Source organism: Lactococcus sp. SK2-659, from assembly GCF_020218185.2.
GTDB lineage: Bacteria > Bacillota > Bacilli > Lactobacillales > Streptococcaceae > Lactococcus > Lactococcus lactis.
On sequence record NZ_JAIWQZ020000001.1, the window covers coordinates 759,642 to 776,254 of the forward strand.

Below are 16,613 nucleotides of genomic sequence, written 5' to 3' on the forward strand. Positions count from 1 at the left end.
AACTTCTTTTTTATCTGGTGAAAGGCTTTTGTTGACACATAAATTATATTTTACAATAAAAATCGAAACATAAATAGTCGTTTATGTTTGACAATACATAAACATTTGTTTATATTATATATAAACGTACGTTTATGTTTAGGAAAGGATTTTATGAATTACGAAAAAATTGCAATGAGTTTGAAGGCATTAGCTGAGCCAAATCGTTTAAAAATTGTCGACCTGCTGTCATGTGGAACAAAATGTGCTTGCGACCTATTAGAGCATTTTGATTTTTCACAACCTGCATTGTCCCATCACATGAAGGTTTTAGAAAAAGCAGAAATTATCACTGTTGAGAAAAAAGGGACTTGGAATTATTACACTTTAAGTGAAGATTTTGCTAAAGAATTCCAAAGCATGTGTATGACTCTATTCTCACATAATGAAGAAACTTGTGTGTGTGGTGCTGATAAAAAATGTAATTGTTCTAATTAAGAAAGGGAACTATAATGAAAAAAATTGAAATTTTTGAACCTGCGATGTGTTGCTCTACTGGAGTTTGTGGTCCATCAGTTGATTCAGAGTTACTTCGTATTACAAACCTGTTTGATACGTTGAAAGAGAACGAGGAGGTGAAAGCTTATCGTTATAATCTTACAAGTAATCCTCAAGCGTTTGTGGTTAACGAAAAAGTTCTGAATCTCATACAAAATCAAGAAAATGATATTTTGCCAATCACATTAATTGATGGAGAAATTCTCAAAACCGAAAGCTATCCAACTTCTGAAGATCTCGGACTAACCAGTATTAATTCTGAAAAAGATGCTTGTTGCTCAAATTCTCAAGAAGAAGTCAAAGTAGAGGCAAATGCTTCATGTTGTGGTGGAAATACTGGTTGTTGTTAATAGGGAGAAATGATGAAAGCTTACGATCCAAAAAAATTAGAATTGACTAAATACCTGTTCTTTACAGGAAAAGGTGGGGTTGGCAAAACAACCTCTGCTTGTGCAACTGCAGTAAGTCTTGCGGATTCAGGTCATAAAGTGATTCTTGTCAGTACTGACCCTGCTTCTAATTTACAAGATGTATTTCAAACAGAATTAACCAATAAACCAAAAGAAATTCCAGAAATTCCTAATTTAAAAGTCGCAAATTTTGACCCAGTATCTGCGGCAAATGATTATAAAGAAAGCATTGTTGGTCCATATCGAGGAATTCTGCCAGACTCAGCTGTAGAAAATATGGAAGAACAACTTTCAGGTTCGTGTACCGTTGAAATTGCTTCTTTTAATGAATTTGCAGGTTTCCTAACAAATAAGGATGTTGAAAATGAATTTGACTATGTCATTTTTGATACCGCACCAACTGGACATACCCTCAGAATGCTTGCTCTTCCTTCCGCATGGTCTAACTACCTGGATGAAAATGATACTGGTGTTTCGTGCTTAGGTCAACTTTCAGGACTGGGAGATAAAAAGGAAAGTTACGAACGAGCAGTAGAAACATTAGCTAACGGTGAATTAACAACGCTTATGTTAGTAACACGTCCTCAAAAAGCATCAATTGAGGAAGCCAATAGAGCTTCTGGTGAACTTGCGGAACTTGGAATAAATAATCAAAAATTAATTATTAATGGACTTTTAACTCAAGCTGATGATGAAGTATCAAAGATTATTGCCAATCAACAAGAAGATGATTTAGAGCATTTGCCTAACTCTCTCAGTAAGTATGAACAATTCTTTATTCCACTCAGACCCTATAATGTGACTGGGTTAGATAAACTTCGCATCCTTTTAGATACAGTTCAACCCGAATTACCTGAGATTGATTCAGAAATGAGAGAATATCCAGAACTCTCAACTGTGATTGATAATTTTGTCAAAACAGGTAAAAAAATTGTCTTTACAATGGGTAAAGGTGGAGTTGGAAAAACTACTGTAGCGATTAAAGTTGCTCAAGCTTTGCAAAAGCAAGGTAAAAAAGTTCATCTGGCTACCACAGACCCTGCGGACCATCTTAATTTCTACTTGGGAGATACTTCTGGGCTCTCATTAAGTCATATTGATGAAGAAAAGGAACTTCGAGAATATAAAGAAGAAGTTTTAAGCAAAGCAAGAGAAACTATGTCAGGCGATGATTTTGACTATGTTAAAGAAGACTTGGAATCACCATGTACGCAAGAAATTGCAGTCTTTCGTGCTTTCGCTGAAATTGTTGAAAAAGCAGATGATGAGATTGTAGTAATTGATACTGCGCCAACTGGTCATACCCTTTTATTACTTGAATCAACTCAAAGCTATGCGAAAGAAGTTGAACGAACAAGTGGTGAAGTTCCAAAATCAATTCAAAAACTTTTACCAAGATTACAAAACTCTGATGAAACAGAAGTTTTGATGGTGACTTTACCAGAAACCACTCCAGTTTATGAATCAATGCGGTTAGCAGATGATTTAGATAGAGCAAATATTGCACATACTTGGTGGTTAGTAAACCAAAGTATGAGTGCAACTCATACCTCGAATGAAGTTTTGAAAGCACGTGCATCAAATGAAGTAGAATGGATTAATAAAGTTGCCAAACTTTCTAATCAACACTATGCAGTAGCTAAATGGCAAGCTGACTTTGAAAAATAAAGGAAATGATTATCCTATGAAAATTATTATAATTGGTTCTGTAGCTTCAGGAACAAGTGTTGCTGCTAAGGCACGTAGAAATACAGAGAGTGCAGAGATAACTCTTTATGATAAGGACACTGATATTTCTTACGCAGTATGTGGTATTCCATATGCTATTGGTGGGGAAATTGGTGATTTTGATGAGTTAACTCCTCGTGATGCTCGATGGTTTAAAAAACGTTACAATGTTGATATTCATACTTCTCATGAAGTTTTAGATATTAATCACTCAACAAAATCTCTCAAAGTTAAGAACCTTTTGACTGGTGAAATATTTGATGATTCTTATGATATCCTTGTTTTTGCTACTGGATCAACTTATTACACACCTGAGGTTTTTCAAGGTAAATCATTCGATAATGTATTTCAAGTAAGAAATATTAATAGTGGTAAAAACATTAAATCTTTCTTAGATGATAAAAAACCAAAAACAGCAATTGTTGTAGGAGCAGGTTATATTGGTCTTGAAGTTGCCGAACAACTCAAAGAACGAGGACTTGATGTTACTGTGCTTCAACGTGGAAAACACCCAATGGCACACCTAGATTGGGATATGTCTATTCGTATTGAAGATGAAATGGAAAAGCAAAATGTTCATTTTCTATCTGAGGAAGTAATCACTGAAACAAAGGGAGAACAAACACTAAAAAGTGTCATAACAAGTAAAGGAAATGTCCTTAGCGCTGATTTGTATATATTGGCTACTGGTGTTCGACCAAATACTCAACTCGCAGAATCAATCGGTGTGAAACTAGGTGAAACTGGAGCGATTGCTACAGATACAACGATGGAAACTAATATTGAAGGTGTCTATGCCGTTGGGGATGTTGCAGAAAGTTTCCATGTGATTACTGGGAAAGCGACATACCGCCCTTTGGCATCAACTGCAAATAAGATGGGGAGAATTGCAGGAGATGCAATGACTGGTGGACCTCTTCGTTTTCAAGGTGTGCTTGGAACTGGAATCTTACGCTTCTTTGATTTAACCATTGCTCAAACAGGATTAACTGAAAAAGAAGCGATCGAAGAAGGTTATGAAATAGCAGTATTATTCAATATTAAACCAGACAAACCTGATTACATGCACGGTAAAGAAATGGTTATCAAAGCAGTCGCAGATAAGTTATCTCATCGAATTCTTGGAGTTCAAATTATTGGTCCTCAAGGCGTAGATAAAAGAATAGATGTTTTTGCCTCAACAATTACACTAAGGGTTACTGCAGAAGATTTGTTCCATATGGATTTAGCTTATGCTCCACCATTTTCAACAACTAAAGACCCTGTCGCATATACAGGAATGGCACTAACCAATGCCTTAACTACTGCGCCATTAATAACGCCTCATGATTTGATGGAACTTCAAAAAAATAGTGCAGACATAACAATTATTGACACACGTGCAAAAGCAAGTTATGAAAAGAAACATATACCAAATGCAATAAATATTCCGTTGGCAGAACTTCGTGAAAAATCATCTATCCTTGATAAGGATAAATTGACAATCGTTTACTGCAATAAGGGAGTCACTGGTAATGCTTCTCAAAGTGTCTTGAGGAATGAAGGATTTAGAGAAGTATACAATTTATCAGGCGGAAATAAAAATTATCAAGAAATTGCAAAACAAGAAAAAATTAGGGGAAAAACTCAATTATGAATCAAGTCACAAAGAAACTGTCGTTTTTAGACCGTTATCTGACGCTTTGGATATTTGTAGCAATGGGAATTGGAGTCGCTTTGGGATACTTCGTTCCTAGTGTTGCAACCACTATTAATGACTTATCAGTAGGAACAACATCAATTCCAATTGCCATTGGACTAATTCTCATGATGTATCCTCCATTAGCAAAAGTAAAATATGGAGAAATGGGAAAAGTATTTAAGGATTGGAAAGTCTTGTTGCTTTCATTAGTTCAAAACTGGATTATTGGTCCGATACTAATGTTTATTCTTGCAGTCGTATTTTTACAAGGTTATCCAAGCTATATGATTGGGCTTATCATGATTGGCCTTGCACGTTGTATTGCAATGGTTATTGTTTGGACTGATTTAGCACATGGTGATAGTGAGTATACAGCAGGACTTGTAGCCTTCAACTCACTTTTCCAAGTATTCTTTTACTCAATCTTTGCTTATTTCTTTGTAACCTTGCTTCCAAAATGGTTAGGCTTAGGAAATTTTGCAGTGCATATAACAATTGGTGAGATTGCTACCTCAGTATTCATCTATTTGGGAATTCCATTTATTGCAGGGATTATCTCTCATTTTGGTTTGATTAAATTAAAAGGTAAAGAATGGTTTGAAGAAAAATTCATTCCTAAAATTAGTCGTATAACATTGATTGCTCTTTTGTTTACAATCATTATCATGTTTGCAGTTAAGGGTGAAAAAGTAGTAGAGCTTCCATTTGACGTAGTTAGAATAGCAATTCCATTGCTTCTGTACTTCGTATTGATGTTCTTTGTTTCCTTCTTTCTCTCTAAAAAAATGGGAACAAGTTATCCTGTTACAGCATCTTTATCATTTACAGCAGGAAGCAATAACTTTGAGCTTGCGATAGCGGTTGCGGTAGGCGTATTTGGAATTAATTCAGGAGAAGCCTTTGCGGCAGTTATTGGTCCGTTAGTGGAAGTCCCTGTTATGATTGCTTTAGTTAATGTGGCGTTGAAATTTAAAAAAGAATCCGTATAAGGAGTATTATGAAATTTAAATTCACATCTCTTTCTTCGGCTGAAGAGAATTCTATCAATAATTACACGGGTGAAAAAAGTGGAGAATATATTATTAAAGAGTTCATTAATATGAAATCAGCTGTTCAATATGTAGCTAATAATTCTGGTTTTGTAACTACTGATGATGAGAAAAAATCATTTGTTGTTAGAAATATTGAAAAAATAAATTAAAAAAACACCATGTTTTGGTGTTTTTTTAATTTATTAGGGTCAGTATTAGGGTCAGTATTAGGGTCAGTATTAGGGTCAGTATTAGGGTCAGTATTAGGGTCAGTATTAGGGTCAGTATTAGGGTCAGTATTAAGGTCGGTATTGAGGTCGGTATTGAGGTCAGTATTAGGGTCGGTATTAGGGTCGGTATTAGTTCGGTTATCAATCTTAATATTGTATCTATAAATGATACTAATGCAGTAAGAAAAAGCTAACTTTTTCGGAAAGATATATATCATTTCAAAAAGTTCATATTATACGATGCTGAAGCATCTTTCTGAGACTAAAATACCGAAATACTGGAAACCCGTTTTTCGGATGAAATAACCGTAATACTGAAAATCCGTATTTTGGTAACCGTAGAACGCCTTATCCGTATTACGGATATTCCAGAAACTGGATTTATCGGATTACGGTTTTTCCAGATTCCGTAAAATCAGCCACTACAAATTACCCACTATATAACAAACTAAAAATAGAAACAAAATATATATCTTTTACAAAAAAAATATTTGAATAGATGAGGAGGAAAAAAATAATAAAAAAAGTCCAAACAAAAAAGCGGACAGAAATAAACAGAACGCTAAGAATTAAGTTTTGAGTTCTAATAAAAATTGACAATACTTTAATAATTAACTACAATATATTCTAATTTGAATAGAAAATGTTGAGGAACAATAAAAAGAGATGTCAGAAAACCATGGTTATCGTTATAATGTAAATAAACTTATGCTTGAGTTTCCCTACTACGTCAATGAGTTTATTCAGTCTAAGGACACTGTACCACTGAGTATTGCCTCTATTTACTCTTACTGCTTAGAATTTAGAAAATACTTGAAATGGATGAATGAAAATAACATAACGAGCCATGCTAACATCAAAGAAATAACTTTGAAAGAAATGGAAAACGTAACGAAACGTGAACTAGAGGACTTTGTTCTTCATGAACGGTTGCGATTAGAAACAAAATGCGGTTCAAACACGCATACATCAGCATTAAATCGCACCATTGCAGCGATTAAGAGTTTATATAATTATCTTTGTGAACAAACTGAGGATGAAGACGGAAATACATACATGACACGAAATGTTAGTCGTTTAATTCATATCCGAAAGAAAAGCGAAACTCTGCATTATCGTGCAGCACAGCTGGAAGGTAAACTATTTCTTGGAAATGAAACCAAAGCCTTTTTAGAATTTGTTGAACATGACTATGAAAAGTCTATCAGTAACCGTGCAAGAACAAGTTTCAAGAAAAATAAAGTCAGGGATTTAGCCATATTAAGTCTTTTTTTATCATCTGGATTACGTTGTGCGGAACTTGTAGGGATCAATCTTAACGATTTAAACCTTGAAACTGGGAAAGTAAGTGTGATGCGGAAAGAAGGCAAGAAAGATGTAGTACCTATTGCTCATTTTTCGCATAAGTATATATCAGATTATTTTGAGGCAAGAAGTAGCTTAAATACTGATGTAAAAGCCTTATTTATCACGGACTATAACCAAACAATCAGAAAAATTTCTAATGCTTCGATAAATAAGCTAGTAGCGAAGTATTCAGAAGCCTATAAAGTTCGAGTGACACCTCATACACTAAGGCATACATTCGCAACAAGACTTTATAATGTCAGTCACTCTCAAGTCCTTGTCAGCAACCAATTAGGACACTCTTCAACCAAACCAACTGAGTTATATACCCACATTGTCAGTGCTGAAGCTAAGGACGCTTTAAGAAAGTTATAAAATTCACAAACTGTCTGAAATTTATTTACTGTACTATTTTTGATATAATCAGGTTAACGTAATTAAATAACAGGGGAGTAATCATGAAAATCATTCAAGCCGTCCATATTAACGGAACTGACAAACATAAACGCTATTGGAAGGTACCAGACCACCTACAACCAATTAGACTACGTAAAGGCGACGAGGCGGCTGTTGAAACTAAAAGTGGACCACAGAGGGTTAAGATTGTTGCTGTAGTTACCTCGAAAGACGGATTTTTGTATTGGAAAAATGGAGATACCTGGCATAAATTTGAAGTTAAACAGGAGGTTTTAGCATTCTTTGACAGAAAAACAATGGAAGTTAAATACCCACCAAAAGCCGAGTAATTAGCATAACAGAGCATAACAAAAAAATCCTTGCACGCAAGAATAGTTTATGCTATAATTAAGGCAAATAAAAAAGGCCTAATTAAGTAACAGCTTAATCAGACCTGCCGATTAAGAACACAGTCCGTTCAATCGACTTACTTAATGATATTATAAATAAATATGCATAAAAAGTCAAGTCAAATGATGTAAAAGGGAGATTCTTAATCGGAATCTCTCTTTTTTGTGAGTAACTGAGTCTTTATGATAACTATTATAAGTCTTATTTTATGGAAAAACAAAAAAACTTCGGAAAAAATTTTTTAGAAAGATAATTAAAACAAAAAGCAGGAGAGCAACGTGTCACATAAACCTTATAATAGCAAGGTTTATGAAACCTTTCGGAAAGGTGTGATACAGAACTCCTATATGTTTTAAGCAACATCTTTCCGAAAAACTGTAATTTTCTTGACAATTGCATACCTCTTCTGGTATACTTAAATCTATGAAACGTGAACAATTAATACAAAATATTGAAAAACTAAAACATATCATGCCTTCTTATGTTTTAGAATATTATCAATCTAAACTTACTATTCCTTATAGTTTGAATACACTTTATGAATATCTTAAAGAATATGAACGTTTCTTTAGTTGGTTGGTCGATTCTGGAGTTGCTGATGTTGATAAGATAACTGATGTTTCACTCTCGGTTTTAGAAAACTTAACTAAACGAGATTTGGAGTCATTTATCCTCTATCTTAGGGAGAGACCCCGTTTAAATACGCGCTCTACCCGTTATGGGGTAAGTCAAACAACAATTAATCGTACTCTATCTGCTCTTTCTAGTCTTTATAAATACCTTACTGAAGAGGTTGAAAATGAAGATGGTGAGCCTTACTTCTATCGTAATGTTATGAAGAAGGTACAGACTAAGAAAAAATCCGAAACTTTAGCTTCTCGTGCTGAGAATATTAAAGGGAAGCTTTTTTTGGGAGATGAAACTCAAGGTTTTCTTGACTATATTGATAATGAATACGAAAAAACATTATCAAATAGAGCTCGTTCTAGTTTTTTCAAAAATAAAGAACGTGATTTAGCAATTATTGCACTTATTTTAGCCTCTGGTATTCGTCTTTCTGAGGCAGTTAATGTAGATTTAAGAGATTTAAATCTTATTACTATGGTTGTTGAGGTGACTCGTAAAGGAGGAAAAAGGGATGCTGTTCCTTATGCTCCTTTTGCCAAAACTTATTTTGAAAGATACTTGGAGGTACGAAGTCAACGTTATAAGACTACAGCGAAAGATACTGCATTTTTTGTGACACTTTATAGAGATGTTCCTAGCCGAATAGATCCTTCTAGTGTTGAAAAATTAGTTGCTAAATATTCTCAAGCTTTTAAAGTACGAGTGACCCCTCACAAACTTAGACATACACTTGCGACTCGACTTTATGCTCAAACAAATTCCCAGGTATTGGTGAGCAATCAGTTAGGGCATGCTTCCACTCAAGTTACAGACCTTTATACTCATATTATCAATGAAGAACAAAAAAATGCTCTAGATAATCTATAACAAATAAAAAACACTTGATTCAAATTTCAAGTGTTTTTATTTGTTATAGATTATCTTTTGAAATAATATCTGTTAAGCTATTTAAAGCACGCTCTGCTACCTTAGTATAACGTTCTTTTTTATCACGAATTCGTGGGCCTTCTAATTCTTCAACAATTCCGAAGGTTACATTCATTGGTTGAAAATGTTTGCTGTCAGTATGGGTGATGTAATAAGGTAAACTTCCAATCGCCGTTGTTTTTGGGAATATAACTACTTCTTCGTCATTAAAGAGTTTGACAGCATTAATTCCAGCAACTAAACCAGAAGCAGCTGATTCTACATAGCCCTCTACTCCTGTCATTTGTCCTGCAAAGAACAGATTCTCTTGTTTACGAGATTGGAAAGTTTGTTTAAGAAGATTTGGAGAATCCATGTAAGAATTACGATGCATGACTCCATAACGAACGAATTCAGCATTTTCAAGACCTGGAATCATTTGGAAAACTCGTTTTTGTTCTCCCCATTTTAAATGAGTTTGAAATCCTACGATATTGTACAAAGATGCGGAAGCATTATCTTGGCGAAGTTGAACAACTGCATAGGGAGTCTTAAAATCACCATCTCTGGGTCCTTTATAATCTTCAGGATATTCCAATCCAACAGGTTTCATCGGGCCAAATAGCATTGTTTTATAACCACGTTTGGCCATTTCTTCAATAGGCATACAACCTTCAAAGACTTTTAAATCTTCAAAAGAGTTTAAAGGAGCTTCTTCAGCAGAAATTAAAGCTTCTTGAAAGGCTTGGAATTCTTCCTTGGTCATTGGACAGTTGATATAGTCAGCTTCACCTTTATCATATCGAGATTTTTTATAGACTTTATCAAAATTAATCGAGTTGGCGTCAATAATTGGTGCTGCTGCATCATAAAAATAAAAGCCATCCGCACCGTTAAATTCATGAATTTTTTCTGCTAATTTATCTGAAGTTAGAGGTCCAGTAGCAATAATTGTAATTTCATCTTCTGGAAGATCAGTAATTTCTTCACGAATTACTTCAACCAATGGATGGTTAGAAACTTCTCTTGTGACAAAATCAGAGAAACCTTCTCTATCAACAGCTAAGGCTCCTCCAGCAGGTACTTGAGTCACTTCCGCTGCCTTGATAATTACAGAATCAAGTCTTCTCATTTCTTCTTTTAAGAGACCAACCGCGTTAGTGATTGCAGCTCCACGAAGAGAATTTGAACAGACTAGTTCAGCAAATTTATCTGTTTTGTGTTGAGGGGTTTGTTTAACGCCTCGCATTTCGTATAGTTTAACGGGAATGCCACGCTTAGCAATTTGATAAGCAGCTTCAGAACCAGCAAGTCCCGCTCCAATAACGTTAATATGTGTTTTTTTCATAGTCCCAATTATATCTAAATTTAGTAAATTTTTCCATTGATTAATATAATAAAAAAGCGCGAAAGCGCCTTTTATTTTTGTTTTTCTTCTTGATAATCACATTCATCATTTGAACATACCACTTGTTTACCGCCACCACGAACTTTCTTTTCAACAAGAAAATGTCCAGATTTAGGACAATCACGTCCGATAGGTTTGTCCCAACTTGTGAATTCACATTCTGGGTAACGATCACAACCATAGAAAATTCTATTTTTCTTTGTTTTGCGTTCGATAATATTTCCTTCATGACAAAGCGGACATTTTACGCCGATTTCTTTGACAATTGCCTTAGTATTTCGGCAATCTGGGAAGTTGCTACAAGCATAAAATTTTCCGAAACGTCCCAACTTAATTACCATCGGACTTCCACAAACATCACAGTCAAAGCCAGCAGGTTCATCCTTGATTTGGATTTTTTCCATACCTTCTTCGGCATTTTCAAGTTCTTTTGCAAAGGGTTTGTAAAATTGGTCAACAACCTCAATCCATTGACGTTTTCCCTCTTCAACTTCATCAAGATCTTTTTCCATTTCAGCTGTAAATTCAGTATTTACAATGTTAGGGAAGAACTCAACAATAAGCTTATTGACAATTTCTCCAAGCTCTGTAGGCTCAAAACGTTTTGCTGATAATCTCACATAATAACGTTTTTGAATTGTTTCTAGTGTAGGCGCATAAGTTGAGGGACGTCCCACTCCATTTTCTTCCAATGTCTTGATGAGTGTTGCTTCGGAATATCTAGCTGGTGGTTGAGTGAAATGTTGTTCTGGTTTAACATTCGCTTTTTTGACAGTTTCATTTTCTTCCATCTCTGGGAGCATATTTGATTTATCAGAATCATTGTAGATTCGCAGATAACCGTCAAATTTCACTTGTGAACCATTCGCAATAAAGATAACACCATTTTGAGACAGATTTACTTTAACAGTATCAAAAATAGCTGCGACCATTTGACTGGCTACGAAACGGTTCCAGATGAGTGTGTAAAGTTTTAATTGATCTTTGTCTAGATATTTAGCAATGGCGTCTGGAGTGTTAAAGACATTTGAAGGTCGAATTGCTTCGTGGGCATCTTGGGCTCCAGAGGCATTTTTAACTTTTGAACCGTGTTTACTATATTTTTCTCCAAATTGATCAGCAATATAATTGTGAGCTGCACTTTGTGCGACAGGAGAAATACGTGTTGAGTCTGTACGCATATAGGTAATTAAGCCTTGATGGCCCTGACTTCCTAAAGTAAGACCTTCATAAAGTTGTTGAGCAACCATCATTGTTTTACGGGTACGAAAGTTAAGTTTATTAGCCGCGTCTTGTTGCATTGAGCTAGTTGTATAAGGAAGAGGAGCGTTTCTGCGACGTTCTTTTTTTTCAACTTTATCTACGTTAAAATCAGGACCATCTAAACGTTCCATGACTTTGATGACATCTTCATTGGTTTTTAAAGGATGTTTTTTTCCGTCAATTCCCCAGAAGGATGCTTTGAATTTTTTAGTTCCTTTTTTAAATTCACCATCAATTGACCAATACTCTTCTGGAATAAAAGCATTAATTTCATTCTCGCGGTCAACAATTAGTTTTAAGGCAATAGATTGAACTCGACCTGCTGAGAGTCCTTTTTTGACTTTTTTCCATAGAATAGGACTAATTGAATAACCCACCAAACGGTCAAGAACTCGGCGTGCTTGTTGGGCATCAACTAGATCCACATCAATTTGACGCGGCTCCTTAAAGGCATTTTTAACAGCATCTTTAGTGATTTCATTAAAGACCACTCGATTTTTTTCTTCAAGTGGAAGATTTAAGATATGTGCTAAGTGCCAAGAAATTGCTTCACCTTCACGGTCCGGGTCACTTGCGAGATAGACGGCTTTGGCAGCCTTTGCTTCTTTTTTGAGAGAGTTGATTAATGGGGCTTTCCCACGAATATTAATATATTGAGGTTCATAGTCATTCTCTATATCAACAGACATGGTTGATTTTTTCAAATCACGAATATGACCTACTGAAGCCACAACTTTGTAGTTTCGACCTAAATATTTTTCAATTGTTTTAGCTTTTGCTGGCGATTCTACAATAACCAGATTTTTACCTGGAGTGACTCTTTTTCGTGTTGTTTTTTTCTTTGTAGTTTTTTTTGTTTTACTTTTAGTTGAAGTTGGCATAATTTTTCCTATTTATTCTTTTGGGTATCCACTATCTTTTAGTTATTGTATCTTAATTCATAGAGGTATATATCGAATGTGGAAGTAAAATAATAGTTTAAGAGGTGTTAATACTCTTATTTACATTAAATTCACTCTCTCATAATAAATGCTTTTCTTCAATATGTCAAGTTATTTAGTTTTCTTATAGTAGAACTTGATATTTTTTTGTACTATAAAAACCGACTTAAGTCATGTGGTGCAAGGTGATAAAGGCTTTTTTTAATCATACAAATATTCTTCTAAGATATCTTGGGCTTGGTAGATTAATTTTGCTCCTTGTTGAATTAGATGATTACAGCCATCTGAAAATCCATCTGCTATGTTTCCTGGTACAGCGAAAATATCTCTTCCTTCTTCCAGAGCGCGCTCACAAGTAATTAAACTACCACTTCGTAACTTTGCTTCTATCACTACTACACCATGTGAAAGTCCCGCAATGATACGATTGCGTTCAGGAAAATGATAGCGAAGTGGTTTTTCTCCGACTGAATATTCTGATAGAATTAGTTGGTTTTTAGCAAGATATTCTTGAATTTTTCGATTTTCTAAAGGATAAAAGATATCTAAGCCTGTACCGATAACTGCAATTGTAGGGATTTTATTTTTAATGGCAGAAAGATGACTTGCTGTATCAATTCCTTTAGCGAGTCCGCTGACAATCGTAAAATTTTGGTTCAACTCTGTCACAATTTTTTGAACGGCTTTAATTCCTTGTGAGCTTGCTTGTCGACTACCAACAAAAGCTAATTTAGGAGTTTTTAAGAGTCTTATATCTCCTTGATAAAATAATAGAACAGGTGGATTGTAAATTTCCTTGAGCCTTTCGGGATAAATTTCATCAAGAAGAGAAAATGATGGGTATATTTTATACTCTTCTCTCAGTTTAATTATGTCTTGATTTTTATATTGTTCAATAAAGTTGGGAATTGATTTAAGTTGTGCTACTTGTCCCATTTGTCTTAAACTTATTTTTTTATCATATCTATGAAAAAATTTTAAAAGTTTATTTACTCCTAAATTGGTCATGCCAGCTTTTTTCCAACGATATAAATCAAAATTTGTTATCATAATTCCTCCATTTTTTACTGACAGCTTTGTCAGAAATTTTAAAATTGGCTTATAATTTTCTATACGTAAAAAAGACTGACTTGTAACCAAAAAAATTACTGACAGAAATCTTGTCAGTAATTTTTATAGCTAATATGTTTTAATTTTAGGATTTAACTTCTGCAATGACTTCTATTTCAATAAGGACATTTTTAGGTAATCCTGCGACTCCAACAGCGGAACGCGCTGGGAATTCTTTATCAAAAAACTTTGAATAAATTGCATTAAATCGTGAAAAATCTTCAATATTTTTCAAGAAACATGTTGTTTTGATGACTAAGTCAAAATCAGAATGCGCTTCTTTCAAAATAGCAGAAATATTTTTCATCACCTGTTCGGTTTGAGTCTCAATGCTATCTCCAACAATCTCTCCGTTCAATGGATTCAACGGAATTTGGCCTGATGCATAGAGTAAACCATTGACAATTTTTCCTTGAACATAAGGACCGATAGCGGCCGGTGCATCTGATGTTGCAATAATTTTCATAGATTTCTCCTTTAATATAGCTAAAGAAATCTAGTGATTATCATTCAGCTACATCGATATCTTTTTTTAGTGCTTCAATATCAAGGTCAGCAAACAAGAATTTGCGATCTTGAATGGGGAATGATTGGTTCAATTGGTCAATTGCGCCAATTTCAACAGTACCATTATCAATAATAAAATCAAGGACATGTCCACCAAAAGTAAAATCTTCACTAATAAAATGGAGATGATAACCAGCAACACTCACACCATGAAACATTTCCGGAGTCCAAATCCCAACAATTGTTCCTTTGACGTTTTCTTCAGTGTATTCGGGTTGATTTTGTGAAACTTCTACAAATCTTGTCCCTGATTTTGCCCGTGGAATCATACGAACGTGCATTTTTGGAAATTCACCTGTTATTTTGATTGAGCGAAATAAGTTTTGCCCGTCAAAATAGCTTTCGATTCGGTCTTCTAATTCCTTATCACTGGCCGTGAATTTCTGTTTAAAAACTACCTCTGCCTGATGGGGAACAACGGCAGCATAAGGAACTTTGATGTCATCAGTTAATTCGACGATAGTTTTATCACCTTTAGCTTGGTAGGCTTTGCCGTCCAAAACAATTAATTCTCCATCAACAGAATCTAAAGTTCCAATTCCTAAATCACCATGCTTCAGAAGTTCACCAATTGTCATTGTCCCCTCGTAAAGTCCTGCCATTAAAGCTCCAAGGGTATTATATTGAAAAAGTTGTGTGATTTCTGTCATGATATTTCTCTTTTCTATCTCATTAAATTTAAATAATTTATTAATTAAATTATATCAAATTTCTAGTGATTTAAAGAGAATTGAAACTAGAAAATGGCTCAAACCAATTGGTTAGTTAGACCAAAAGTTCGTATAAACTATCATTTCCATGTAAGTTAACATAACGATTATCAAATCTTTCAATCCGATTAATCAATGAATCATAATCACTAGCATCTGAAAGTAAAATCCCAACAAGACAAGGTCCTTTACCTTTATCAGCCCTTTTGATGTACTCAAATCGGGTGATATCATCATTTGGCCCTAAAATATCACTGACAAAAGTTCGTAAGGCTCCTGGTCTTTGAGGAAAGTTAATGACAAAATAATGTTTTAGACCTTCATAAACCAAAGCTCTTTCTTCAATTTCTTGCATTCGACTAATATCATTATTTCCGCCGCTGATGATACAGACAATATTTTTACCCTTGATTTCATCTTTAATAAGTTCAAGTGCGGCAACAGATGTTGCACCTGCTGGCTCGGCGACAATTCCTAATTTTGAATACAATTCGAGTATGGTTTGAGAAATTAAACCTTCATCAACCGCAAGCAATTGTTTCACTTTGTCATTAATAAGTTGGTAAGTTTTCTGACCGACAGTCGCAACCGCAATTCCGTCAGCAAATTTATCAATGTGTTCCAAGGTGACGGGCTGACCAGCAGAGTAGGCAGCTTTCATACTTGTTGCCCCTTTTGCTTCAACTCCGATAATTTCAGTTTGGGGATAGCGCTCCTTACTGTAGGCCGTAATTCCTGCAATTAAACCCCCTCCACCAATCTGTACAAAAATCTTATCTAAACTTATTCCTTGTTTTTTAGCTTGCGCAAAAATTTCTAAAGCCACTGTTCCTTGACCAGCAATTACATTTTCATCATCAAAAGGGTCTATAAATGGTTTGTCATTATCTTGAGAAAAAGCTTTTGCTGCTCTGGCTGATTCATCAAAAGTATCACCAATTAAACGAATTGTTACATGACTTTCGCCAAAAAATTTAACTTGTGAAATTTTTTGATTAGGTGTGGTAACGGGCATAAAAATTGTCGCAGAAATATTTAATTGATTTGCAGCAAAAGCAACTCCTTGTGCGTGATTACCTGCGGAGGCACAAACCACTCCTTTAGAGCGTTGCTCATCAGATAATTTACTGATAGAATAATAAGCTCCTCGTAATTTAAAAGAACGAACTTTCTGTAAGTTTTCTTCTTTTAAGTAAATATTTGCTTGATATTTATTGGAAAGGTAAGGGTCTAATTGTAAAGGTGTTTTAGTGACAACTGCTTTTAACAAATCATAGGCATCTTCAACCTCTTTGGCACTTATCATTTAT

Annotated in this window: 16 protein-coding genes; 9 read left to right on the forward strand and 7 right to left on the reverse strand. The window is 34.7% G+C overall.

Annotation, left to right across the window (positions count from 1 at the left end; all coding sequences use genetic code 11):
• The first annotated feature begins 153 nt into the window (after nt 1–153).
• From LDP15_RS03560 to LDP15_RS03585, 6 genes are read left to right on the forward strand one after another with little or no spacing between them, the layout of a single operon-like run.
• Nucleotides 154–477, forward strand: a complete 324-nt coding sequence (locus tag LDP15_RS03560) for a helix-turn-helix transcriptional regulator (protein ID WP_058222963.1) — start codon at nt 154–156, stop codon at nt 475–477.
• A gap of 14 nt (nt 478–491) precedes the next feature.
• Entirely contained in the window at nt 492–887 is a 396-nt protein-coding gene (gene arsD / locus LDP15_RS03565; protein WP_225513281.1) for an arsenite efflux transporter metallochaperone ArsD, read from the forward strand.
• Nucleotides 888–899: 12 nt separating this feature from the next.
• Nucleotides 900–2,615, forward strand: a complete 1,716-nt coding sequence (gene arsA, locus LDP15_RS03570) for an arsenical pump-driving ATPase (RefSeq protein WP_136122650.1) — start codon at nt 900–902, stop codon at nt 2,613–2,615.
• A 16-nt stretch (nt 2,616–2,631) separates the two neighbouring features.
• Nucleotides 2,632–4,311, forward strand: a complete 1,680-nt coding sequence (locus tag LDP15_RS03575; RefSeq protein ID WP_225513282.1) for an FAD-dependent oxidoreductase — start codon at nt 2,632–2,634, stop codon at nt 4,309–4,311.
• Nucleotides 4,308–5,345: an ACR3 family arsenite efflux transporter gene (gene arsB, locus LDP15_RS03580; protein WP_225513283.1), complete on the forward strand. Its 1,038-nt coding sequence runs from the start codon at nt 4,308–4,310 to the stop codon at nt 5,343–5,345. The genes LDP15_RS03575 and arsB overlap by 4 nt, the downstream gene beginning before the upstream one ends.
• A gap of 8 nt (nt 5,346–5,353) precedes the next feature.
• Nucleotides 5,354–5,557 carry a hypothetical protein gene (locus LDP15_RS03585; protein WP_023189252.1) on the forward strand — a complete coding sequence of 68 codons (204 nt, stop codon included), beginning with the start codon at nt 5,354–5,356 and terminating at the stop codon, nt 5,555–5,557.
• Here LDP15_RS03585 and LDP15_RS03590 read toward each other — a convergent pair.
• Nucleotides 5,554–5,835, reverse strand: a complete 282-nt coding sequence (locus tag LDP15_RS03590; protein WP_225513284.1) for a hypothetical protein — start codon at nt 5,833–5,835, stop codon at nt 5,554–5,556. The two genes, LDP15_RS03585 and LDP15_RS03590, sit on opposite strands and share 4 nt — an antisense overlap.
• Nucleotides 5,836–6,283: 448 nt before the next feature.
• Here LDP15_RS03590 and xerS (LDP15_RS03595) point away from each other — a divergent pair, with 448 nt between their 5' ends.
• The 3 genes from xerS (LDP15_RS03595) (at nt 6,284) to xerS (LDP15_RS03605) (ending at nt 9,265) form a co-directional block, all read left to right on the forward strand.
• A complete protein-coding gene (gene xerS, locus LDP15_RS03595) occupies nt 6,284–7,339 on the forward strand; it encodes a tyrosine recombinase XerS (RefSeq protein ID WP_225513285.1) in 1,056 nt (351 codons plus the stop codon).
• 83 nt (nt 7,340–7,422) lie between these two features.
• Nucleotides 7,423–7,710 carry a hypothetical protein gene (locus LDP15_RS03600; protein ID WP_047206176.1) on the forward strand — a complete coding sequence of 96 codons (288 nt, stop codon included), beginning with the start codon at nt 7,423–7,425 and terminating at the stop codon, nt 7,708–7,710.
• A gap of 484 nt (nt 7,711–8,194) precedes the next feature.
• The gene (gene xerS, locus LDP15_RS03605) at nt 8,195–9,265 is read left to right on the forward strand and encodes a tyrosine recombinase XerS (RefSeq protein ID WP_003131037.1); all 1,071 of its coding nucleotides are present in this window, start codon (nt 8,195–8,197) and stop codon (nt 9,263–9,265) included.
• Nucleotides 9,266–9,308: 43 nt separating this feature from the next.
• Here the strand turns inward: xerS (LDP15_RS03605) and trmFO are convergent, their stop codons facing one another.
• The 6 genes from trmFO to ilvA all read right to left on the reverse strand — a co-directional run bounded on the left by trmFO (nt 9,309) and on the right by ilvA (nt 16,609).
• Nucleotides 9,309–10,652, reverse strand: coding sequence for a methylenetetrahydrofolate--tRNA-(uracil(54)-C(5))-methyltransferase (FADH(2)-oxidizing) TrmFO (gene trmFO / locus LDP15_RS03610; RefSeq protein WP_003131150.1), 1,344 nt, complete (start codon nt 10,650–10,652; stop codon nt 9,309–9,311).
• A 71-nt stretch (nt 10,653–10,723) separates the two neighbouring features.
• A complete protein-coding gene (gene topA / locus LDP15_RS03615) occupies nt 10,724–12,856 on the reverse strand; it encodes a type I DNA topoisomerase (RefSeq protein ID WP_015426411.1) in 2,133 nt (710 codons plus the stop codon).
• A gap of 261 nt (nt 12,857–13,117) precedes the next feature.
• The gene (dprA, locus tag LDP15_RS03620) at nt 13,118–13,966 is read right to left on the reverse strand and encodes a DNA-processing protein DprA (protein WP_015426410.1); all 849 of its coding nucleotides are present in this window, start codon (nt 13,964–13,966) and stop codon (nt 13,118–13,120) included.
• Between the two features lie 145 nt (nt 13,967–14,111).
• Complete coding sequence (locus LDP15_RS03625) at nt 14,112–14,492, reverse strand: RidA family protein (protein WP_015426409.1); 381 nt, start codon at nt 14,490–14,492, stop codon at nt 14,112–14,114.
• 40 nt (nt 14,493–14,532) lie between these two features.
• A complete protein-coding gene (gene budA, locus LDP15_RS03630; protein ID WP_015426408.1) occupies nt 14,533–15,243 on the reverse strand; it encodes an acetolactate decarboxylase in 711 nt (236 codons plus the stop codon).
• 115 nt (nt 15,244–15,358) lie between these two features.
• A complete protein-coding gene (ilvA, locus tag LDP15_RS03635) occupies nt 15,359–16,609 on the reverse strand; it encodes a threonine ammonia-lyase IlvA (RefSeq protein WP_015426407.1) in 1,251 nt (416 codons plus the stop codon).
• Nucleotides 16,610–16,613: the final 4 nt, after the last annotated feature.

Excerpts from the sequence above, each read along its gene's own strand:
- arsA (WP_136122650.1), top strand. The coding sequence starts at position 900 with ATGAAAGCTTACGATCCAAAAAAATTAGAATTGACTAAATACCTGTTC.
- arsD (WP_225513281.1), top strand. The coding sequence starts at position 492 with ATGAAAAAAATTGAAATTTTTGAACCTGCGATGTGTTGCTCTACTGGA.
- LDP15_RS03575 (WP_225513282.1), top strand. The coding sequence starts at position 2,632 with ATGAAAATTATTATAATTGGTTCTGTAGCTTCAGGAACAAGTGTTGCT.
- LDP15_RS03625 (WP_015426409.1), bottom strand. The coding sequence starts at position 14,492 with ATGAAAATTATTGCAACATCAGATGCACCGGCCGCTATCGGTCCTTAT.
- LDP15_RS03585 (WP_023189252.1), top strand. The coding sequence starts at position 5,354 with ATGAAATTTAAATTCACATCTCTTTCTTCGGCTGAAGAGAATTCTATC.
- topA (WP_015426411.1), bottom strand. The coding sequence starts at position 12,856 with ATGCCAACTTCAACTAAAAGTAAAACAAAAAAAACTACAAAGAAAAAA.
- xerS (WP_003131037.1), top strand. The coding sequence starts at position 8,195 with ATGAAACGTGAACAATTAATACAAAATATTGAAAAACTAAAACATATC.
- dprA (WP_015426410.1), bottom strand. The coding sequence starts at position 13,966 with ATGATAACAAATTTTGATTTATATCGTTGGAAAAAAGCTGGCATGACC.
- arsB (WP_225513283.1), top strand. The coding sequence starts at position 4,308 with ATGAATCAAGTCACAAAGAAACTGTCGTTTTTAGACCGTTATCTGACG.
- ilvA (WP_015426407.1), bottom strand. The coding sequence starts at position 16,609 with ATGATAAGTGCCAAAGAGGTTGAAGATGCCTATGATTTGTTAAAAGCA.
- budA (WP_015426408.1), bottom strand. The coding sequence starts at position 15,243 with ATGACAGAAATCACACAACTTTTTCAATATAATACCCTTGGAGCTTTA.
- LDP15_RS03590 (WP_225513284.1), bottom strand. The coding sequence starts at position 5,835 with ATGATATATATCTTTCCGAAAAAGTTAGCTTTTTCTTACTGCATTAGT.
- trmFO (WP_003131150.1), bottom strand. The coding sequence starts at position 10,652 with ATGAAAAAAACACATATTAACGTTATTGGAGCGGGACTTGCTGGTTCT.
- LDP15_RS03560 (WP_058222963.1), top strand. The coding sequence starts at position 154 with ATGAATTACGAAAAAATTGCAATGAGTTTGAAGGCATTAGCTGAGCCA.
- LDP15_RS03600 (WP_047206176.1), top strand. The coding sequence starts at position 7,423 with ATGAAAATCATTCAAGCCGTCCATATTAACGGAACTGACAAACATAAA.
- xerS (WP_225513285.1), top strand. The coding sequence starts at position 6,284 with ATGTCAGAAAACCATGGTTATCGTTATAATGTAAATAAACTTATGCTT.